Source organism: Pseudomonas sp. NPDC077408 (genome assembly GCF_050269105.1).
Taxonomy (GTDB): Bacteria; Pseudomonadota; Gammaproteobacteria; order Pseudomonadales; family Pseudomonadaceae; genus Stutzerimonas.
The window spans coordinates 65,729-86,920 of sequence record NZ_JBNNHS010000001.1; the positions used below are offsets into that span (position 1 = coordinate 65,729).

19 protein-coding genes are annotated in these 21,192 nt (G+C 62.4%); 14 read left to right on the top strand and 5 right to left on the bottom strand.

Features of this window, described 5'->3' with window-relative positions; genetic code table 11:
* Positions 1-1,067 precede the first annotated feature (1,067 nt).
* Together ACQKEK_RS00305 and ACQKEK_RS00310 are read right to left on the bottom strand one after the other, a co-directional pair.
* A complete protein-coding gene (locus tag ACQKEK_RS00305; RefSeq protein ID WP_499140694.1) occupies positions 1,068-1,718 on the bottom strand; it encodes a response regulator in 651 nt (216 codons plus the stop codon).
* The gene (locus ACQKEK_RS00310) at positions 1,715-3,076 is read right to left on the bottom strand and encodes a PAS domain-containing sensor histidine kinase (RefSeq protein WP_499140695.1); all 1,362 of its coding nucleotides are present in this window, start codon (positions 3,074-3,076) and stop codon (positions 1,715-1,717) included. The genes ACQKEK_RS00305 and ACQKEK_RS00310 overlap by 4 nt, the downstream gene beginning before the upstream one ends.
* A gap of 659 nt (positions 3,077-3,735) precedes the next feature.
* On the opposite strand from ACQKEK_RS00310, the gene ACQKEK_RS00315 reads away from it, so the two are divergent.
* The 11 genes from ACQKEK_RS00315 (at position 3,736) to ACQKEK_RS00365 (ending at position 14,042) form a co-directional block, all read left to right on the top strand.
* Positions 3,736-4,461, top strand: a complete 726-nt coding sequence (locus ACQKEK_RS00315; RefSeq protein ID WP_499141322.1) for a methyl-accepting chemotaxis protein — start codon at positions 3,736-3,738, stop codon at positions 4,459-4,461.
* A gap of 21 nt (positions 4,462-4,482) precedes the next feature.
* Positions 4,483-4,848, top strand: coding sequence for a response regulator (locus ACQKEK_RS00320; RefSeq protein WP_021205875.1), 366 nt, complete (start codon positions 4,483-4,485; stop codon positions 4,846-4,848).
* A 1-nt stretch (position 4,849) separates the two neighbouring features.
* Positions 4,850-5,173, top strand: coding sequence for an STAS domain-containing protein (locus tag ACQKEK_RS00325; protein WP_128121007.1), 324 nt, complete (start codon positions 4,850-4,852; stop codon positions 5,171-5,173).
* Between the two features lie 12 nt (positions 5,174-5,185).
* Entirely contained in the window at positions 5,186-7,414 is a 2,229-nt protein-coding gene (locus ACQKEK_RS00330; protein ID WP_499140696.1) for a chemotaxis protein CheA, read from the top strand.
* A gap of 12 nt (positions 7,415-7,426) precedes the next feature.
* Positions 7,427-9,076: a methyl-accepting chemotaxis protein gene (locus tag ACQKEK_RS00335; protein ID WP_499140697.1), complete on the top strand. Its 1,650-nt coding sequence runs from the start codon at positions 7,427-7,429 to the stop codon at positions 9,074-9,076.
* A 10-nt stretch (positions 9,077-9,086) separates the two neighbouring features.
* A complete protein-coding gene (locus ACQKEK_RS00340; RefSeq protein ID WP_499140698.1) occupies positions 9,087-9,602 on the top strand; it encodes a chemotaxis protein CheW in 516 nt (171 codons plus the stop codon).
* Between the two features lie 2 nt (positions 9,603-9,604).
* The gene (locus ACQKEK_RS00345; protein WP_499140699.1) at positions 9,605-10,411 is read left to right on the top strand and encodes a CheR family methyltransferase; all 807 of its coding nucleotides are present in this window, start codon (positions 9,605-9,607) and stop codon (positions 10,409-10,411) included.
* The gene (locus ACQKEK_RS00350; RefSeq protein WP_499140700.1) at positions 10,408-10,887 is read left to right on the top strand and encodes a chemotaxis protein CheD; all 480 of its coding nucleotides are present in this window, start codon (positions 10,408-10,410) and stop codon (positions 10,885-10,887) included. The genes ACQKEK_RS00345 and ACQKEK_RS00350 overlap by 4 nt, the downstream gene beginning before the upstream one ends.
* On the top strand, positions 10,884-11,939 hold the full coding sequence (locus ACQKEK_RS00355; RefSeq protein WP_499140701.1) for a protein-glutamate methylesterase/protein-glutamine glutaminase: 1,056 nt from the start codon (positions 10,884-10,886) through the stop codon (positions 11,937-11,939). Before ACQKEK_RS00350 ends, ACQKEK_RS00355 begins: the two co-directional genes overlap by 4 nt.
* A 106-nt stretch (positions 11,940-12,045) precedes the next feature.
* Positions 12,046-12,996 carry an alpha/beta fold hydrolase gene (locus tag ACQKEK_RS00360; protein ID WP_499140702.1) on the top strand — a complete coding sequence of 317 codons (951 nt, stop codon included), beginning with the start codon at positions 12,046-12,048 and terminating at the stop codon, positions 12,994-12,996.
* A gap of 134 nt (positions 12,997-13,130) precedes the next feature.
* The gene (locus tag ACQKEK_RS00365) at positions 13,131-14,042 is read left to right on the top strand and encodes an SDR family oxidoreductase (protein WP_463307720.1); all 912 of its coding nucleotides are present in this window, start codon (positions 13,131-13,133) and stop codon (positions 14,040-14,042) included.
* A 75-nt stretch (positions 14,043-14,117) separates the two neighbouring features.
* Here ACQKEK_RS00365 and dauA read toward each other — a convergent pair whose 3' ends face one another.
* On the bottom strand, positions 14,118-15,851 hold the full coding sequence (gene dauA, locus ACQKEK_RS00370) for a C4-dicarboxylic acid transporter DauA (protein WP_499140703.1): 1,734 nt from the start codon (positions 15,849-15,851) through the stop codon (positions 14,118-14,120).
* A gap of 194 nt (positions 15,852-16,045) precedes the next feature.
* On the opposite strand from dauA, the gene ACQKEK_RS00375 reads away from it, so the two are divergent.
* Together ACQKEK_RS00375 and mqo are read left to right on the top strand one after the other, a co-directional pair.
* Complete coding sequence (locus ACQKEK_RS00375) at positions 16,046-16,333, top strand: PA4642 family protein (RefSeq protein ID WP_128121017.1); 288 nt, start codon at positions 16,046-16,048, stop codon at positions 16,331-16,333.
* A gap of 299 nt (positions 16,334-16,632) precedes the next feature.
* Positions 16,633-18,138: a malate dehydrogenase (quinone) gene (gene mqo / locus ACQKEK_RS00380; RefSeq protein ID WP_499141323.1), complete on the top strand. Its 1,506-nt coding sequence runs from the start codon at positions 16,633-16,635 to the stop codon at positions 18,136-18,138.
* Here the strand turns inward: mqo and ACQKEK_RS00385 are convergent, their stop codons facing one another.
* Positions 18,139-18,405 (bottom strand): hypothetical protein, encoded by a 267-nt coding sequence (locus tag ACQKEK_RS00385; protein WP_499140704.1) that lies wholly within the window; start codon positions 18,403-18,405, stop codon positions 18,139-18,141.
* Positions 18,406-18,567: 162 nt separating this feature from the next.
* Here ACQKEK_RS00385 and ACQKEK_RS00390 point away from each other — a divergent pair, with 162 nt between their 5' ends.
* Positions 18,568-19,152 (top strand): YajG family lipoprotein, encoded by a 585-nt coding sequence (locus tag ACQKEK_RS00390; RefSeq protein ID WP_045429625.1) that lies wholly within the window; start codon positions 18,568-18,570, stop codon positions 19,150-19,152.
* Positions 19,153-19,438: 286 nt separating this feature from the next.
* Here ACQKEK_RS00390 and ACQKEK_RS00395 read toward each other — a convergent pair whose 3' ends face one another.
* On the bottom strand, positions 19,439-20,815 hold the full coding sequence (locus ACQKEK_RS00395; protein ID WP_128121020.1) for a DUF1329 domain-containing protein: 1,377 nt from the start codon (positions 20,813-20,815) through the stop codon (positions 19,439-19,441).
* Positions 20,816-21,192 lie beyond the last annotated feature (377 nt).

Consider the following 21,192-nt stretch of genomic DNA (forward strand, 5'->3'; position numbering starts at 1 on the left):
GCGCAGCGCCACAAGCCGCGCCGCTTTCCGTCGCCTGGTCAACTTTTGATCAGGTTGCCACTACCGGTGAAAACACACAGCTAAACGGCTTTTGCAATCTCTAAGCAGGCCCATTCGTGGGTGTTCGTCCGTATGCATAACGTGAGGTTGGGAGTTATCCCCGATTGCTGTGGAGAGTGCTGTGGATAACGGATGGTGAACCCTGCCGAAACGCCGCTGCACCTGGGCTGTAGCTGATCGGTTGTTTTTCATACAGCGGTATGGCAAACAATAGCTCACTGCCAGGGGAGGGGCAGTGCCAGGCGTGTCGCAGAGCTGGGCTGCAGTTCGTTCAGCAAGGGGAGCAGCGGCTGTTGTGATCGCGTTGCTGGAATGCGCCGGGACACTGCGCGCTCGTTCAGGCCCTGTTGCGCGGTTCCGAAACTCCGTCCGCTGCGGCTGGTGCGTAATGCCGTCCATTGGAAAATACAGCCAGTGATACTGGTGCGGCGAAACGTGTCCGGCGGGCGCCAGGACTCCCTACGGCCAAAACCTCAGCAGCGCTCGCCAATGCAGACACCATTGATCCCTAAGGCGTAGTTGGCAAACAAGCTCTGGATCATCTCAAGACTGGGCATGGGCGGCTCCTCGTTATTGAAAACAAGCCTAGTCGCTTCCCGACGGCATGCCCTTTAGCTTTTGTTGATCGCTTCGATAGACCTCGTGACAAAGTTATCCCCTTAGTCTGTGCAAGCTTCTGTGCATAACCTATTAGTGACCTTCGCAAACAGGCGCTATCACTGGCGTTGCGGGCGCTGATCAAGAACTGCTCAGCTAACGCCTGAGTAACGTTAAGTGGTTGTTACGCGGAATATTTTGCTTGACAGCGACTGCGTGGTGAGAGTTGGGAACGCAGCCGTATATTGTCCAGTATTACTGTGGGGCTCTCTGTGGATAACGTGGGGAAACGAAGCGCCAGGGCGCGCTACGACTGGTGTGTAGCTGGCTGGTCGTAAAATGAACAGCTGTGGCCGGGGCTGACGCTCTGATTGGAAGTCATGGCGAGTGGCGCGCGGCCGACAAGCCTTTCAGTCATCGGTACTGACAAGACCTTTGCGCAGCGCATACAGCACCAGCGAGGGTACATCTCGTAGATTGAGCCGATCCATGATCTGCGCCCGGTGCGCATCTACCGTCTTGACGCTCAGGCCCAGGCCGCTGGCGATATCACGCGTCGAAACGCCGCGCACGATCAGCCGCAGGATTTCAATCTGGCGTGGCGTCAGCGACGGAGCGCCAGGCTGCTCGCGCTGGCCGCCTTCGATCACTGCCGACTGGATGACTGTCTGCGCGATACCGGGGCTGAGGTACGACTCGTTGCGCGACAGCGCCCTCAATGCCAGCTCCAGCTCCTGCGCGGCGGCGTCCTTGAGCAGGTAACCGCTGGCACCCAGGCGCAGCGCCTGCAGGACGTAGTCGGGCGTGGTGTGCATCGACAGAATCAGGAACTGCACATTGGGGAATTCGGTGCGCCACTGACGCAGGGCATCCAGGCCGCTCATGTGTTTCATGCTGATATCCAGCAGCAGGATGTCAGGCTTGAGTTGGGTGAGAATTCCGTGGACCTCGCTACCGTCGGCGCCTTCGGCCACCACCTCGTATCCCGGCTGGTCCTGTACCAGCGCCCGTAGGCCTGCTCTGACCAGTCCATGATCGTCAATCAGTGCTACCCGTTTCATGCATCTACTCCGTGGTGCGGGGATGGGGCTGCTATCGGCAAGCTTACGGTTACCCGTGTGCCGACCCCGCTGAGGCTTGCTATGTTCAGTTCTCCGCTCAATGCAGCGACGCGCTCTTCCATGCTGGTCAGGCCCAGACTTTGAGCGCGTGCACGAGCCGCTCGAAAGTCGAAGCCTACGCCGTCATCAATGACTTCGACCTGAAGAAGATTGACCGTACGGCGGATATGGACCTCCACGCGGCTGGCATGGGCATGGCGGGCGACGTTGTTCACCGCTTCCTGGACGATGCGGAACGCAACCAGTGCAATGTCAGGAGATAGGCCGACCGTTTCGCCATCAAGCTTAAGCGACCATCGGGTATGTGCAGCTTCGAGGAAACGCGACAGGTGCCAGTGCACGGCAGCCTGCAGACCGAGCGTCTCGAGTTGCAGCGGATGCAGCGCCAGCGACAGGCTGCGCACCTTGGCCAGCGCTTCGTCGGCCGCGTCGCTGAGCTGGGCGGCGAGCCTGGCCAACACCGGTTCATGCGCCAGCGACCCGCACAGCCGTTGCAGGTGCAGCTTGAGGGCAGTGAGTTGCTGGCCGATGTCATCGTGCAGGTCACGTGCGAGCTGGCGGCGCTGGCTCTCTTGGACCTCCATCAGTCGCTGCGACAGATGTTGGAGGCGCTGGTTGGCCTGCTCCAGCTCGCGCTGCATCCGCTCCGACTCGCTGATGTCACGCAGCAACAGGAGCACGTCGTGGTATCCGTCGTTTTCCAGTAGCAGCTCGCTTACTTCGGCCTGGAACGGGGCGCCGTCGGCGCGCAGCAGGGTGACGTGACGAAAGCACAGCGGGCCGATCACGCCACACTGCAGGCGGTCCAGCCGCTCGGCTTCGCGTGCTCGCAGGTCTGGGGCAACGTAGGGCTGCCATTCGCCTGTGACCGATGGCGCCTCGCCTGACGGATCGAACAGGCTGCCCGCCGCCGCATTGCAAAAGCGGACCTGTCCGCTGCGAATGATCACCACGCCATCGGGCAGGCTGGCGACCATCCGTTCGTAAATGCGCGGCGGATAGGTGCCGGTCGGCTCGGCTGGCGGCGATGGGGCGAGGTGCGTGGCGCGGACGATTGCGCCTTCGCTGGCGGCGGACTGTTGCGCCTGCATCGAGCGGAGCATGACCTGGATCGCCAGCCACACCAGCGTTGACGACAGCAGCACCGCCAGCACGCTCCAGCCGATGGACATCGATGGCCATGCCCCGACCCAGAGTCCGCATAGGAGCATGAGCCCCGCATGCAGCGCGGCGATCGCCCAGGGCATCCAGCGCAACAGTGAGTGGGACGAACCCAGGCGATCTGCAATGTTTGACACACGCTCCGTCATCTAAGAACCGTTACCTGCGGTCGGTGGGTGCCGCTGCGTGCGGCACCGCCAGGGGTAGCTGTTTCTGCGCGAGCGCTCTATCCAGCCTAGTCCGCGCACCGGCCCTCGCAACCTTGCAGCTCGATGGATGACGCGGAGGCGGCCGATGCTGCCCCGGCAGCGGCGGGGAAAACTTTAGGGCGTTGACACCTTAGGACACCCTACAGCCGCCTAGGGTTTTGCCTGATATCGCGGTCTCTGCCGGCTCCCTATCGTGCCGACCATTCGACTCTGTCTCGCGAGGCCGTACCGTGTTTGCCTACCCCGTACTCTGGATTGGAATCGCCACCGGGCTCGCCGGCCTTGCCCTGGGCTCGTTCTGGATCGTCGGTGCGGGCAGCGCCATTTGCGTCGCCGCTGCGGTGTTCCTGAAGCCTCGCGCCTCGCGTGGGCCGGCCACTCCCGAACCAGTCATCGCGCCGCCGGTTGCCGTACCGGCCGTCGAGCCGTTGCTCAACGCCGTTTTGCCGACCTGGGACAAGAACCTGGGACAGGTGCGCGACATCCAGCAAAACAGCGTGCGGCAGTTGTTCGAGCACTTCGCTGGATTGTCGGCTCGCCTCAGCCAGACCCTGAGCAATTCGGACAATGTGATCGGCGGCGATGGCATGGCCAGCAGCCTGCGGCAGGCGCAGAACCGCCTCAATGAAGTGACTTCGGCGTTCCACGCCGCCAGCGGCCGCAAGGCCGAACTGCTGGGCACCATTGCCGACCTCAACGGCTACGCGGCTGAGCTGCAATCGATGGCCAAGCACGTGCAGGACATTGCCAGCCAGACCAACCTGCTCGCGCTCAACGCCGCCATTGAGGCGGCCCGGGCCGGAGACTATGGCCGCGGCTTCTCGGTGGTCGCCGACGAGGTGCGCAAGCTGTCGACGCTGTCGGCCGAGACCGGCCAGCAGATGGGCAACAAGGTCAGCGAAATCAACCAGGCGATCCGCGCCACTGTCACCGCGGCAGACGAACTGACCACCAGCGAGCGCGACAACCTGAGCTACCTCGACAGCGTGGCGGGTGACGTCATGCAGGGGCTGGGGCAGAGCCTCAATGAACTCTCGGTCACCTCGTTGCAGCTGCAGCAGGAAACCCGCGTCACCCAGGGAACCATCGAGGAGATCGTGGTCAGCCTGCAGTTTCAGGACCGAACTGACCAGATGCTCGACCACCTGCAGCACGACATGCAGCGTCTCGACCAGGCAGTGCGTGCCGGCGACAACAGCGTGAACGACCCGCAGCGCTGGCTGCGCGAGCTGCACCAGCATTTCACCACCGATGAGGAGCGCCACGGCAAGACCCGTAGCAAAAGCGCTGCCGACGACGTGACCTTTTTCTGATTCAACAAGGAGCATCACCACATGGCCAAGACCATTCTCATCGTCGACGACTCGCTCTCCATGCGCCAGCTGGTGAAGATGACCCTCACCGGCGCGGGTCATCAGGTCATTGAGGCCGTTGATGGCAAGGACGCGCTGACCAAGCTCAACGGGCAGAAGATCAACCTGATCATCAGTGACGTGAACATGCCGAACCTCGATGGCATCGGCCTGGTGAAGGCGGTCAAGGCCAATGCGGCCTACCGCTTCACGCCCATCGTCATGCTCACCACCGAAAGCGAGCAGGGCAAGAAGGCCGAGGGCCAGGCCGCCGGTGCCAAGGCCTGGATCGTCAAGCCGTTCCAGCCGCAGCAACTGCTGACAGCTGTCGACAAGCTGGTCGGCTGACATGCTCGAACTCACTTACGACCGCAGCGTGGAGCCGGCCCGGCTTCGCCTGTCCGGCAGCCTGACCATATACGAAGTCGGCGAGGCGCATGCGACCTTGCTGGGCATGCTGGCGAAGCCTGAGGCGCGCCCCTGCCTGCTCGACCTCGAGGCGCTCGAAGAAATCGACACCGCCGGTGCGCAGCTGCTGCTCGCGACCCAGCGTCATTTCGAGGCGGCCGGCGGCAGTTTGAAGGTGCAGGGGCCTGCTGCGGCGGTGGTCGAGGTGCTCGAGCTGTTGCGCCTGGACACCCTGTATCCCGACGTTCTACTGGCCCATCGCTAAAAGGAGATCGTGATGCTTGATGGCGAACAATGGAGCCAGCTGCTGCTGAGCTTTGTCGAGGAGGCCCGCGATCTGGCCAAGCAGGCCGAAGAGTACCTGCTGCTGCTTGACGAGTGCCCCACCGATGAACAGTCGATCAACGGGCTGTTCCGCGCAATGCACACGCTCAAGGGCTCGGCTGGGCTGTTTTCGCTCGCGCCGCTGGTGGGCTTTACCCATCACCTGGAAAACCTGCTCATGGCGGTACGTGACGGCGCGCAAAGCCTGTCGCCAGAACTGATCTCGCTGATGCTGCGCTGCCTGGATGAAATCAGCGCGATGATCGAGCTGATCGATACCGACAAGGGCGAGCTGCTGGTCGACGACAGCCGCCACCAGCCGCTGCTTGCCGAGCTCGCCAGCTGCATCAACGCTGCGCCCCAGGCGCCGCAGATCCCGGTCGTCATGCTGTCCGAAGACAGCTGCAACAGCCGCGGGGGGCTGGAACGCTGCGCCAGTTGCGACGCCGATGGCGCCTGGCACATCTCGTTGCGGTTTCACGCCGATCTGCTGCGAAACGGCTTCGAACCCAGTTCGTTCGTCCGCTTTCTGAGCCGCCTGGGCGACATCCTGCATCTACAGACAATCAGTGAATCGTTGCCCTCGCTGGCCGAGCTGCAGCCGGAGACCTGTTACCTCGGCCTCGAAATCGCGCTGTGCACGCCGGCCAGCAAGGGTGAGATCGAGGAAGTCTTCGAGTTCATCGAGGACTTCTGCACCCTGCGCATCCTGCCGCCGACCAGCGAGCTGGAAGACTACCTACAGCTGATCCACGATTTGCCAGAAACGGACGCGCAGATCGGCCGGATCCTGGTCGCCAGTGGCCTGTTGACCGAGCGCGAACTGGAAGAAGGCCTGGCCCTGCAGGCCGCGGAAACGGTCGAGGTCAAGCCGCCGCTGGGCACGGTGCTGGTGAACGAAGGCATCGTCGGCCCCCAGGCGGTGAATGCGGCCCTGGCCAAGCAACAGGTTGCCCGTGAAAAGCGCAGCCAGGAAAACAGCCAGATCCGCGTGGCTGCAAACAAGCTGGACGAACTGATCAACCTGGTTGGTGAGCTGGTCATCAGCGCGGCCGGTGCACAGCTGCGTGCACGCTCGCATGGCGATGCCAATTGCATCGAGAGCACCCAGACCGTCAACCAGCACGTCGAGCTGATCCGTGAAGCCGCACTGAAGCTACGCATGATCGAGATCGGCGACACCTTCAACCGCTTCCAGCGCGTGGTGCGCGATGTCAGCCAGCAACTGGGCAAGGACATTCGTCTGGATATCCGTGGCGCGGACACCGAGCTCGACAAGGCGGTCATCGACAAGCTGGCCGACCCCCTGACGCACCTGGTGCGCAACGCTATCGACCACGGTATCGAGTCAGCAGAAGGCCGCGTCGCCGCGGGTAAACCGGTCGAAGGCCACCTGCGCCTGAACGCCTATCACGAGTCGGGCATGATCGTGATCGAAGTGGCCGACGACGGGCGCGGGCTCAACACTGCACGTATCCGCGAAAAAGCCATTGCCCGTGGGCTGATCGACGCCCAGGCGAACCTGCCCGAGGCCGATATCCAGGCACTCATATTCGCCGCCGGGTTCTCCACCGCCGAAAGCGTGTCCGACCTGTCCGGCCGTGGCGTGGGGCTGGATGTGGTGCGCAGCGCTATCGATGCCTTGCGCGGCACCATAGAGATCGATTCCCGTGAAGGCCTGGGCTGCACTTTCCGCATCCGCCTGCCGCTGACGCTGGCGATCATCGATGGTTTCCTCGTCAGCCTTGGCGATGACTATTTCGTGATCCCGCTGGACATGGTCACCGAATGTCTGGAGATGGACGCCGAGCAACTCAGTTCAGGCGCTTACGGCTACCTCAATCTGCGCGGCAAGCCGCTGCCCTGTCTGTCCCTGGCCGCCCACTTCAACCTGGCGGAAAGTCACGCCAAACGCCGCAACATCATTGTCGTCAGCCAGGGCCGGCAACAGGCCGGGCTGATCGTCGATCACCTTCACGGTGAACTGCAAACCGTCATCAAGCCGCTCGGGCAGCTGTTCCAGCACCTGCAGGGCATTGGTGGCTCCACCATCCTGGGAACCGGGCAAGTAGCCCTGATCCTGGATATCCCCAGCCTGTTCCGTTACCTGCAAAACCACGTCGACGCGAATCCTGCTGCTCAGCGCATCAGCCAATCCCGCCAGGACCTCGCAGGCCAGTAAGGAGAAACAACCATGAACGTATTCGGTAACTTCAAGATAGGGACGCGCTTGATTGCGGGTTTCCTGATAGTGGTGGCACTGACCATTACCGTGGGCATGCTGGGTATACGTAACCTCGAGCACGTCAATGAGCTGTCCGACCAGATGTATGAGCGCGAGATGATCGCGTTGAACAATATCCAGTCGGCCAACGTGCAGTTGATCTACGTCGGTCGTGGGCTGCGCTCGAGCCTGCTGGCTACCAGCCTGGAGGAGCGTGACTCTTCCATCAAGCTGACCCGGGACGCGATCAGCAAGATGTACGAGCACATCGAGCTCACCCGCACCAGTTTCGTGACGCCCGAAGGCATCGCCCAGTTCGAGTCGCTCAGCGAGCCGATGGCCGCCTACGTGCGGACCGTCGAGCAGGCCCTAAAGCTGCGCGAAGCCTCCAGCGAGGTGCGCCCGGCCGACGAGCTGACCCTGATGCTGCCGCAACTGCGTGAGACCGGAAACAAGGCCGACGATCTGCTGACTGCCCTGGTTGAGCGCAAGGTCGCCAATGCCAAGCAAGCCAATGAAGAAATCACGAGCATCTATCTTAGCTCCCGGACTCAGATGATCGGCCTGGTGATCATCGCGGCCGTGCTGGGCTTCGGCATCGGCATTCTGGTCACACGCAGCATCACCCGGCCGCTCAACCGCGCCGTGTCGGTTGCCGATGCGCTCGCGGCTGGCGACCTCAGTGTGCAGGTGGAGGTGAACAGCAAGGACGAGACTGGCCAGTTGCTCAACGCTATGAAGAACATGGCCGAGCGGTTGCGTAGCGTGATGGGCGATGTGCGCAGCGCTGCCGATTCCCTGTCCTCGGCCTCGGAGGAAGTCAGTGCCACCTCGCAATCGCTGAGTCAGGCGGCTAGCGAGCAGGCGGCGGGCGTCGAGCAGACCACCGCGTCGGTGGAGCAGATGTCTGCATCCATCGCGCAGAACACCGAAAGCGCCAAGATCACCGACAGCATTGCCGGCAAGGCCGCCAATGACGCAGTAGCCGGTGGCCGGGCAGTGCGCGATATGGTCGTTGCGATGAAGCAGATCGCGGACAAGATCGGCATCATCGACGACATCGCTTACCAGACGAACCTGCTGGCGCTCAACGCGGCCATCGAGGCGGCGCGTGCCGGTGACCATGGCAAAGGCTTCGCTGTGGTGGCGGCTGAGGTTCGCAAGCTGGCCGAGCGCAGCCAGGTGGCGGCCCAGGAAATCGGCGGCGTGGCCGGTAGCAGCGTGCAGCTGGCCGAGCAGGCCGGTCGCCTGCTCGACGATATCGTGCCGAACATCCAGCGGACTTCGGACCTGGTGCAGGAAATCACCGCGGCATCCCAGGAGCAGAGCACCGGCGCGGGCCAGATCAATATAGCCATGGGGCAGATGAACCAGATCACCCAGCAAAACGCCTCGGCGTCCGAAGAGCTGGCTGCCACCTCCGAGGAGATGAACGCCCAGGCCTCGCAACTGCTGGAGCTGATCGGCTTCTTCCGTCTCGATGCGCGCGATGGGGCTGCTCAGAGCCTCGGTCGCCAGCCACAGGCACCCAGCGTCAAGCCCAGCGGCAACCGCTCGGTGCGCAGCATCCGCAAGCCGACCGCCATGGCTGATGACAGTCAGTTCGTCAGCTTCACATAAGGGGGCGCAGATGAACTTTCCACAGGTAAGCGGTGCCGCCAGCACCGCGCCGGCTGACATTCAGCACCTGTCGTTCCGGGTGCGCCAGGCACGCTACGCGTTGCCGATCGAGCTGGTACGCGAAATCATCGAGTACGGGCAGATCACCGGCGTGCCGATGATGCCGGCGTGCATCCACGGCGTGATCAACCTGCGCGGCAATGTGGTGCCGGTGCTAGACCTGGCCGCACGCTTCGGTATGGAGCGCACGGTGCCGAGCAAGCGGACCTGCATTGTGATCATCGAGCTGGACCTGAACGACGTGCTGCAGCGCATCGGCCTGGTGGTCGATGCGGTCGACGCCGTGCTGGATATCCAGGCTGCCGACGTCGAGCCCGCGCCAGGGTTCGGCGCTGGGATTCGCACGGAGTTCATTGCCGGCATGGCGCGCGACGAGCGGGGTTTCACCATCATTCTGGACGTGCGCAAGGTGTTGTCGCTGGACGACATCCTGCAGATCAGCCAGGCGATGGCGCAGGCGAGCTGAGCATGCCGACGTCGAGCCTGCCGGTGCTGGGCGAGCAGGAGTTCCGGTTCCTGCAGCAGCTGATGGCCGAGGCGTCGGGTATTCATCTGAGCGACAGCAAGCGGCCGTTGGTGGCCGGCCGCCTGATGCGCAGGTTGCGGGCCCTGAACCTGAGCAGCTACCGCGACTACCTGTTGCTGCTCAAGGATCCGACGAAGCAGGCCGAGCAACGGCTGGTGATCGACCTGCTGACCACCAATGAAACCTACTTCTTTCGTGAGCCGCAGCATTTCCAGTTCCTGGCCCGCTGGCTGGACGGCCGGCGCGGACCGTTGCGCATCTGGAGCGCCGCCTGTTCGTCGGGTGAAGAACCCTACACCCTGGGCATGGTGCTGGCCGAGCATGGGCCGGCGGAGTGGTCGATCCTTGGCAGCGACCTCAGCCGCACGGTGCTGGAAAAAGCCGAGGCCGCGATCTATCCGCTGGACGAGTCGAGCAACTTTCCGCCTGGCTGGCTCAAGCGCCACTGTTTGCGCGGTATCGGTGAGCACGAGGGCGCCTTTCGCCTCGGTCAGGACTTGCGCGAGCGGGTGCGCTTTTGCGAACTGAACCTGATGCGGCCGTTGCCTGAAGACATCGGCCGCTTTGATGTGATCTTCCTACGCAACGTGCTCATTTATTTCAGCGCGGAGGACAAGCGAGCCATCGTTGCCCGCCTGATCGAACGCCTGCGCGTCGGCGGCTTGCTATTCATCGGCCATGCGGAAAGCCTGCATGGGTTCGGGCTGCCGCTACGCAGCGTCGCTTCTTCGGTATTCGAGCGCCTATGACTGCGCCTCGTTTTCTCATGCCTGGCGAGTACTTGTTCGGTCCGCTTCAGGAGCCGGTGGCCACGCTGCTTGGCTCGTGTGTCGCCGTTACCCTGTGGCATCCGCGGTGTCGCCTGCTTGCCGTAAGCCATTTCGTCGTGCCCCGCAGCGCCTCCGACCAGGATGACACGCGCACCGGCGAAGCGGTGTTCGCGCGGCTGCAGCGCGACATGGTTCGCCACTGCGCCGCGCCGGAGGAATACCGCAAAGGGCTCTATGGCGGCGTCAGCTGCTTGCAGCCAGGCCGGCGCAACAGCCTGCAGATCGGGCTGATGAATATCGCGTTCGCCCGTGAGCAGTTCGCCTTGCTCGGTTGGCGCGTCGACGATGAGCAGCTCGGTGGCTTGGGTTATCGACGATTGACGGTCGATGGCCGAGACGGACGCCTGAGCTGTCAGTCGTTCACCACGGCCAACCTGCTGGAGGGCACCGCATGATCAAGGTGTTTATCGTCGATGACTCAGCACTGGTGCGGCAGGTCTTGTCGGCCTGTCTGGAAAGCCATCCGAATATCGAAGTGATTGGACAGGCGGCCGACCCACTGTTCGCGCTTGAGAAGATGCAGCGCAACTGGCCCGATGTGCTGGTGCTCGACGTCGAAATGCCGCGCATGGATGGCATCACCTTTCTGCGCAAGCTGATGGCCGAGCGGCCGACACCGACCATCATCTGTTCGACCCTGACCGAGGCGGGCGCGGCCATCACGCTCGAAGCGTTTGCGGCGGGCGCCGTTGGCGTTTTCACCAAGGCGCGACTCGGTCTTAAAGACAGTCTGCTGCAGCTCTCCAACGACCTGATTAAGCAGATCCAGCAGGCCGCCGCGACCCGTCCACGGGTGGTGGCTGCACGCACTGCGACGGTAACGGCACCGGCGCGCCCGGCGGAGCCGACCAGGAGCGCCCTGACCACCACCGACAGGGTCGTTGCCCTGGGTACGTCCACTGGCGGCACCCAGGCACTGGAGCTGGTGCTCAAACAGCTGCGTGTCGACTCGCCTGGCATCGTGATCGTCCAGCACATGCCGGAAAAATTCACCGCCGCCTTTGCTCAGCGTCTCGACAGCCTCTGCCAGATTGAAGTGCGCGAGGCCCGCCATCTGGATCGCGTGCGCTCTGGGCTGGCGCTAGTGGCACCCGGCGGCAAGCACATGCAGCTGAAACGCAGCGGCGCGCAGTATTTCGTCGAGGTGCTCGACGGGCCTCCAGTCAACCGGCACAAGCCGTCAGTGGACGTGCTGTTTCGCTCTGTCGCCCGACATGCCGGGCATAACGCGCTGGGTGTGATCATGACCGGTATGGGCGACGACGGCGCCCGTGGACTGCTGGCCATGCGCGAAGCCGGCGCCCGCACGGTCGCCCAGGACGAAGCCAGCTGTGTCGTTTTCGGAATGCCCAAGGAGGCCTTGCAGCTGGGCGCGGCGCAGTGCACCGAGTCGCTGGAAAACTTGCCTCGCCTGATCACCGACTATGCCCGCGCACCGCTTGCATGACGGCGGTTGCGCTTGGCGGGTACGCCGGTGTGATTAGAGACCTGCTTTGCTGCGTGAAGGGACTCCGCCTAAGATCACGGACGCTTCTGCACACAAGGGCAACAAGGTGAAGATCGTTCTGCAACTGGTGGCTGCTGTAGTCGTACTGCTTTTCCTGATCATCGCGGTGCTGGTGGCGCTCAGCTGGGCGCCGCCACGACCGGTCGAAAGCCTGACCGATCGCTGGGCGCCGGAGCCGTCCGGATTCGTCGAGGTGGCCGGCATGCAGGTGCATGTTCGTGACGAGGGGCGACGTGATGATCCCGTTCCGCTGGTGCTGCTGCACGGCACCTCGGCGAGCCTGCATACCTGGGAAGCTGTGGTCGACGAACTGAAGCAGCAGCGGCGGGTGATCAGCCTCGACCTGCCGGGGTTCGGTTTGACCGGCCCCTTTCCCGACGGCGACTACCGCATGAGCCATTACGTCGACTTCCTCTCGACATTCCTGGACAGGCTGAACGTGGAGCGAGCAGTGCTCGTCGGCAATAGCTTTGGTGGCCAGCTCGCCTGGGAAATGGCGCTGGACCAGCCCAGGCGTGTTGAGCGACTGGTACTGATCGATACGGCAGGTTACCCGCGCCAGTCGACCTCAGTACCGATCGGTTTCAAGCTTGCCGGCATTCCGGGCTTGGCGCCGCTGATGGCCAACATACTCCCGCGGCGGTTGGTCGAGTCCAGCACGCGCAGCGTCTATGGCGATCCAGGCAAAGTGACGCCGGAGCTGGTTGACCGCTACTACGAGCTGACCTTGCGTGAAGGCAATCGTGAGGCGCTGCGCGAACGGTTCAAACAGGTGCCGGCAGTCGACAATTCCAAGCGGATCGCATCGATCCAGACGCCGACGCTGATCATCTGGGGCGGGCGCGACGGGTTGATTCCGCCGCTCAATGCGCGCCGCTTCAAGGACGACATCGCAGGCAGCGAGTTGGTCATGTTCGAGGACCTCGGCCATGTGCCACAGGAGGAGGACCCGGCGCGAGTCGCCGCGGCCATCCGGGCGTTCCTGCCGCAGCCCTGACGCTGCTACATCATCCTGCAGCCTTATGTTCGGGCATTCATTCGCGGCCGTTTGATTGTGGACGGCTGTGGCCTCGCCGACACTCGTCAGAGACTTTGCAACGCATCCAACAATAATCCGCTGGAGGAATTTCCATGAGTGACGCCATTCGCTTCGAAGACAAGGTGGTCATCGTGACCGGTGCCGGTGGTGGACTCGGCCGCGCACATGCGCTGCTGTTCGCCCGCCACGGCGCCAAGGTGGTGGTCAACGACCTCGGCGGCAGTGCCCAAGGCGAGGGCGCCAACGCCTCGGCAGCCGATCGCGTCGTCGAGGAAATCCGCCAGGCCGGCGGCACTGCGGTGGCCAATCATGACTCGGTGACCGAGGGCGACAAAATCGTCCAGCACGCGCTGGACAGCTTCGGCCGAATCGATGTGGTGGTGAACAATGCCGGCATCCTGCGCGACAAAACCTTTCACAAGATGGAAGACGCCGACTGGGATCTGGTCTATCGGGTGCACGTCGAGGGCGCCTACAAGGTGACCCGCGCCGCCTGGCCACACATGCGCGAGCAAGGTTACGGCCGAGTGATCTTCACCGCCTCGACCTCCGGTATCTACGGCAACTTCGGTCAATCCAACTACGGCATGGCCAAGCTGGGTTTGTACGGGCTGACGCGCACACTGGCCCTGGAAGGGCGCAAGAACAATATTCTGGTCAACGCCATCGCGCCGACCGGCGGCACGCGCATGACCGAGGGGCTGATCCCGCCGCAGGTTTTCGAGCAGCTCAAGCCCGAGCTGGTCAGCCCGCTGGTGGTCTTTCTCGCCAGCGAGCAATGCCAGGAAACCTCCGGTCTGTTCGAAGTCGGCGGTGGCTGGATGGGCAAGGTGCGCTGGGAGCGGAGCCTGGGTGCCGGTTTCGATCCGAAGGCCGGCTTTGATGCCGAGGACGTTGCCGCCCATTGGCAGCAGATCTGCAATTTCGACAACGCGGCGCATCCGGCCGACAACATGGAAGCGTTGAAGGAAATGATGGCGAACCTGCAGAAGTACGCCGGTTAAGCTGCTGGCCGCTGCGGTCGCTTGAGCTGCAGAAAAGCGTGGCACGCTTCTGCAGCTCAATGAGCTTTTCTCGTATCAGGCAGCTGGTCCGGCTGCTGCCGGCGCCGGTAACAGGCGCAAGGCTTTTGCCCGAGCCTGGATCAGATTGCGCACGTAGTACAGCTGCCCTTCAAGCGGGTGAATGCCGGCGCGGCGCAGCTTGAGCCGTAACCGGACATTGCTGCCGGACAGAATCAACGCGATGCCTTGCTTGCGGTAGTCCAGTAGAACGTTTTCCAGCGCTGCCAGGGCGGTCATGTCCATCATCGGCACGCCGCTGATGTCGACGATGACGATTTTCACGTCTGGATTGAATCGCCGCAGCACGCTCAATGCCTTTTCGGCGGCGCCGAAGAACAGCGGGCCACGAATCGCATAGGCAGCGACGTGTTCGGGCAGGTCTCGGAGGACGGGATTTTGCCCAAGATTCAGGCGGGTGGTGTCGGTTAGCTCGCTCATGCGTTTGATGAACAGCCCGGCCGCGAGCAATAGCCCCACGCCCACCGCCAGCACCATGTCGAACAGGACGGTCAGGCTCAGGCAGGTCAGTAGTACCAACACATCGCTGCGTGGTGCTATTCGCAGTGTCTTGAAGACATGCGGCGCTTCGCTCATGTTCCAGGCCACCATTAGCAGCAGCGCCGCCAGGGCGGCCATCGGCAGATAGCTGAACAGCGGTGCCAGCCAGAGGATCGCCACCAGCACCACACCTGCGTGAATGATCGCCGCCAGTGGTGAGAACGCGCCGGCGCCTACGTTGGTGGCGGTGCGCGCAATGGCGGCGGTCGCCGTGATGCCGCCGAACAGCGGGGCGACCAGGTTGCCGATGCCTTGACCCAGCAGCTCGGCGTTCGGGTCGTGGTTGCCGCCGGCCATGCCATCGGCGACCACCGCACAGAGCAGGGATTCGATGGCGCCGAGCATGGCAATGGCGAACGCCGGCGCCAACAGTTGGTGAAACAGCTCGAAGCTCAGCACCAGCGGTTGACCGTCAGGGCCGGGCAACAGCCATGGCCAGGCGAAATCCGGGAGGAATGGTGGAATGCCGGGATGCACCACATCCCCGACTACATAGCTGAAGCGCTCACCAAGCGTGGCGACGGTAAGGCCGGCCGATTCCAGCGCCATTGCGACGAGTGCACCAACGACGAGGGCAACCAGATGGCCTGGCACTTTGGGCACCAGCCGCGGCCAGACGATCAAGACGCCCAGGCACAGCAGGCCGACCAGTGCGTCACCCAACTGCGCGCTGGGCAGGGCACGCACCAGCAAGCTGAGCTGCTCCGCATAGTGTTGCGGCTGCTCGGTCAACGTCAGGCCGAATATGTCCTTGAGCTGGAGGGTCGCGATGACGATGCCGATGCCAGCAGTGAAACCAAGCGTGACGGGGTAGGGCACAAATGCGATCAATCTACCGGCACGTAGCAGCCCGAGCGCGATCAGGATCAGCCCGGCGAGCATGGTGCAGAGCAGCAACCCGCCGAGGCCGAATTGCTGGGTAATCGGCAGGAGGATGACGACGAAGGCTGCGGTAGGACCGGACACGTTGAACCGCGAGCCTCCGGTCAAGGCGATCAAGGGTGCAGCAACCAGCACCGTATACAGGCCGTGCTGCGGCGCAACACCTACCGCTATCGCCAACGCCATGGCCAAGGGGATGGCGATGATGCCCACCGTCAAGCCGGCCGTAATGTCGCCGCGCAATGCCGGCACTCCGTAGCCCGAACGCAGGGTTTGACGCCAGGCAGCGAACAACGGCGGAAGCTTCATTCCAGACACTCCATGTGCGCAAAGCGCCAGTATAAGCACTGGCTATACCGCCGGGCCTGCAAGAACGCAACATCGCGGTTAAATCGAAGATTTTCGTGTACGACCTTGGTCTTATCGGCCTTTGGCGCGTTGAGTGCACCGGTCGTGCAGAGTAAACTGCCGCCCCCGAAAGGCCCCGTCGAACCGGAGAAACCATGCGTAAAGACAAGAAGAAGGTGATCGGCGAGGAAGTCAGCGACGAGTCGATCAAATTGTTTCTCGAGCCGGAACCGGCTGACGACACGCCGCCTTCGTTGCACAAGCTGATCAAGGCGTATCGCGGTTTGCGGGTCGATGATTTCGAGCGTTTTCTCGGATTCTTTGTCCAAGCCGGGTATGACCTGAATGCGAAGGATGCCAAGGGGCAGGACTTCGTAGCGTTGATCGCGGATCAGCGTCAGGCCGAGCCCTATATCGAGCTGATCGAGGCCGCGCGCGGCTGAGCTCGTCTGTAACCGTCGAGCTTCAAGCATGACCTGGCTGAGCAATTGGCAGCCGCAATAGATTTTCTCGCTGCACGCGTCCCGTAGAGCCCAGGCTTGTCGCCCCGCTCCGGGAAGCAGACGCGCGAGAGGGAGGAGGCCAAAAGCCGCTCTCCCGACAGCGGGTAGGGGCTTTCGAGTTCTCCTGCCTTCGGGCACAAGCCCGAGCAGCGGTATAGAAACCTCCTCCGTTTCTAGCCGCCAGGCTGGTGGTTCTACACGATCGCGTACTGCGGTCGTGACAGTTTAATGCTGTGATTCTGGAGAACGCGTTAATGACGCAACACGATAGCGAAGCCGTGGATTTGGTGCTGGTGGGAGCCGGCATCATGAGTGCGACTCTGGCAGTACTGCTCAAGGAACTCGATCCCAACATCAGGCTGGAGATTGTCGAACTGCAGGAATCCGGGGCCGTCGAAAGTTCGAATCCCTGGAACAACGCCGGCACCGGCCACGCCGGTCTCTGCGAGTTGAACTACACGCCGGACAGCAAAGACGGCTCGATCGACATCAAGAAAGCCGTCACCATCAATACCCAATTCGAAGTGTCGAAGCAGTTCTGGGCCTACCTGACGGGCCGTGAAGGCTTCGGTAGCCCGCGCGACTTCCTCAATGCGGTGCCGCATCTGAGCTTCGTGCGGGGCACCAAGAACATCGACTACCTCAAGCGCCGCTTCAATGCGCTGAAAACCCATCACGGCTTCGAAAACATGGTCTACAGCGAAGATCGCGCGACCATGGAAGAGTGGATGCCACTGATGATGCCGGGCCGTCCGCTGGACGAGCCGATCGCCGCGACCCGCGCGATGAACGGCACGGACGTCAACTTCGGCGAGCTGACCCGGCAGATGCTGCAGTACCTGGCCGCCAAGCCCGGCGTAAAAATGTCCTACTTCCAAAAAGTCACCGGCCTGGCTCGCGACGGCAAGGGCTGGCGCGTTGAGGTCAAGAACACCCGTGACGGTGGCGGTCGTGAGATCAAAGCCGGCTTCGTCTTCCTCGGTGCTGGCGGCGCAGCGCTGCCGCTGCTGCAGATGTCCGATATCGAAGAAGGTAAGGGTTACGGCGGCTTCCCGGTCAGCGGCCAGTGGCTGCGGTGCGACAATCCGGAGATCGTCAAGCAGCATCAGGCCAAGGTCTATAGCCTGGCCGCAGTAGGCGCACCGCCCATGTCGGTTCCGCATCTGGATACCCGTGTCGTGGATGGCAAGAAGTCACTGCTGTTCGGGCCGTACGCCGGCTTCACTACCAAGTTCCTCAAACACGGCTCGCCGCTTGATCTGCCGATGTCGATCCGTCCGGCCAACCTCAAGCCGATGCTGGCCGTGGCGCGGGACAACATGGACCTGACGCGCTACCTGATCAAGGAAGTTCGGCAGTCGATGGGCGACCGTCTTGAAACCCTGCGCGGCTTCTACCCTGAAGCCAAGGCAGAAGACTGGCGCCTGGAAGTGGCTGGGCAGCGGGTACAGATCATCAAGAAGGACCCGAAGAAGGGTGGCATCCTGCAGTTCGGCACCGAGTTGGTGTCGGCCAAGGATGGTTCGATCGCCGCACTGCTAGGCGCGTCTCCGGGTGCCTCGGTTACCGTTTCGATCATGCTTGACCTGATCGAGCGTTGCTTCCCCGAGCAGGCGAGGAGCGAAGCCTGGATCGGTAAGCTCGCCGAAATATTCCCGGCGCGGGAGAAGGTTCTCGAAGCCGATGCAGCGGTCTATCGCGAGGTCGTTTCCAGAGTCGACAAGCATCTGGGGCTGGCCGACTAGCTAACAAGACACGCTGTAAGCAAGCCGCGCTGCCGTTAAGGGCTGCGCGGCTTTTTTATGCGTGCGGGATGGGCCGGAACGCTGCTGTAGACCTGCTTGAGGCAATGGCTTGCCGATCCAGCCGAGACGAATTTCCGCTATCTCGACCCAGCGTTCACCCTGAGGGCGCTCATTGGCCGTCAGCAGCATGCGGCAGCGATCCTGGTCGTCCAGCAGGGCGTAGTGACGCGGTGGGCGTTGTCGGAACAGGGTTTTGAATAAAGACATGACCAGGCGCTCGTAGGGCTGCTCGCCGTTATCGCACCCTGAGGTTACGGTTGCATGAATGGAACGTGGCCGGCCTGCAGGCGGTCTTTAGGGCATCACTGTCAGGCGGTTGCGGTGCTGGTTATACTGCGCGCCATCCATCCCTAACCTGGAGTAAGCAGTATGCTGAAACGCCTGTTGTTCAGCCTCGCCGCCGCGTCAGCACTGGTGCTCGCCGGTTGTGCCCACAGTCCTCAACAGCTCGACCCCAATCCCAAACTCACCGATACCATCAATCCCGTCGGCCAAGGGCAACCGGTAGCTGTGCGTGTGGTTGACGGTCGCCCCTCTGCAACCTTGGGCACCCGTGGCGGCCTGTATCCGGAGACCAGTGCGGTGATCGTGCCGAAAGAAAAAGTCATTCCCAAGCTGCAGGCCCAGGCCGAAGCGGCGGTCCGGTTGCTGGGGTTCACTCCGTCGGCCAACGCCTACAACGCGCCGCAACTGACCCTGACCCTAGCTGAACTGAAGTACCAATCGCCGAAGGAAGGCCTGTACGTTACCGAGGCTACCATTGGTGCGACCTTCCGCGTCGAGGTGCAGAACGGCGGTCGCCGCTATACCGGCCGCTACGGTGCTTCTTTGAACCAGCGCTTCGGTATGGCACCGAATGAGCAGACCAACACCAAGCTGGTAACCGAGGTGTTGAGCGATGCGCTGACCCGCACCTTCCGCGACCAGAATATTGGTCAGGTGTTGGCGCAGTGAGCCGCAACTAGCCCAGACGGTCATTTGCAACAGAATAGAACCCCGCCCTTTGGCGGGGTTTTTGTTTCGCTGACGCTCTGCCGGAGAGCGGTGCGCTTTATGCTTGTTGGCCACACACGCAGTAAACCGAGCGGGGAGCGACACCCAGCGAGGTGCCCGACGCGTGCAGCTGCCTGAGTAGTCGCGAGCATCGCCTCATGTAAACCAATCCGAGCGACTGCGCGCCTGTCGAAGGCTGAAAAAAAACGCCCCGAACTTGTCGGGGCGTTTGTCTCAGCGGTGTGGCTTAGCGTACGCCGGAGTTACGCAGCGCGGCCGGGGTGTACTGGTTGGAGTTGGCCTTGTAGTTGTATACGTAGGGGTTCTTTTCCTCGTTCTTCATGCCCATCACCAGGTAGCGACCGGAGACCAGGTCATACAGCGTCTCCATGGCGTACAACGGGACCTGGTCGTTGTAGATGTATTCAGCATGCGCCTCGGCAACGCGCCAAAGCGTATCGCGGCCGTCGTAATGGTCGATCACAGCGGCCTGCCAGGTGTCCTCGTCGATGAAGAAGGTACGCTTGGCATAGATGTGACGCTCGCCGGGCTTCAGGGTCGCCTCGACTTCCCACACGCGGTGCAGCTCATAGCGGGTCAGGTCCTGATTGATGTGACCGGCCTTGATGATGTCGTCGTACTTGAGCTGCGGTGAGTCCAGACGGTAGGCGTTGTAGGGGATGTACATTTCCTTCTTGCCCACCAGTTTCCAGTCATAGCGGTCCGGTGCGCCGTTGAACATATCCAGGTTATCGGAGGTGCGCAGCCCGTCGGAGGCGGTGCCCGGGCCGTCGTAAGCCACCTGTGGGGCGCGGCGCACGCGGCGCTGACCAGCGTTGTAGATCCACGCCATGCGCGGCTCTTTAACCTGGTCAAGGGTTTCGTGCACCAGCAGCACGTTGCCGGCCAGGCGTGAAGGCTCGGTCACCTGTTGCTTGAAGTAGAACAGCACGTTGCCGTGTTTCTCGGCGTTGTAGTCGGTCAGGGTGTCGGTGTAGACGACTTCATCGACAAACTTGACCAGGCTGTAGCTACCATTCACTTGCGGTGTGGCCTGCGCCACGGTGCGGCGGGCAGAGCCGCCGCGGTAGCGAGTGATGTGGTTCCAGATCACTTCAAGGCCGTCTTGAGGAATCGGAAAGGCGACAGCGGTATCGAAGTTTTCCAGCCCGTTGCCGCCTCGGACCAGCTTGGTCTGGGTCGCGTTCTTCTGGGCAGCGTCATAGATTCGCTGAGGTACGGCAGCGCTGCGGTGGGTTTCGAAGACCGGCAGGCGATAGGTGTCGGGGTAGCGCTTGAGCATGGCGATCTGGCCAGGGCTCAGGTTGTCCTTGTACTGCTCGAAGTTCTGCGCGGTGATGGTGAACTTCGGCTTGTCGTTCGGGTAGGGATCGCTGACGAAGCCATCCTCTCCGACTGCCGCTGCGTCGGCTGCCAAACCGCCGGTCCAGGCAGGAATGGTGCCGGCCGCGTTGCCGGCTTTCTCGGCACCCATCGGCGTCAGGCTGCTACCCAGCTTGGCCGCTTCGGATTCGGATACCGCAGCCATGGCACCGCTTGCCAGCACAGCGCTTGCCAGCAAAGAGAGTGTGAGGGCCCCCGTCTTAAACCTGTTCTTATTCATTGTTTGGTCCTGTTGATTCTCGGTAACTGATTCACTGCAAGCGAAGCCGTAAGCGCGGCGCTTGCAGGTGGCGACTTCCACAGATGAGGTGGCGGGCCGAAGGCCCGGTACATCACGTCAGAGACGCAGTGATCACAAGTTGCCGTTTGCCCGACTCCGCGGCAGTCCCGTCTGGTTGCTCAAGCCAGGCGCACGCTCTATTTCGGTTGTTCGAGGCGAGATGAGGGTGAAGCTGGAAGGGACTATAAGTCAACAATCGAGACGGGACCTATCTGCATAAATGGCGCAAATACCCGGCAAATTGCCATCGCTTAGTTGTGTTCCGTTCTGTCGGAAATTGGCTGAGCCGGCAATGTCGTTTCGGTAGACTCCGCTGC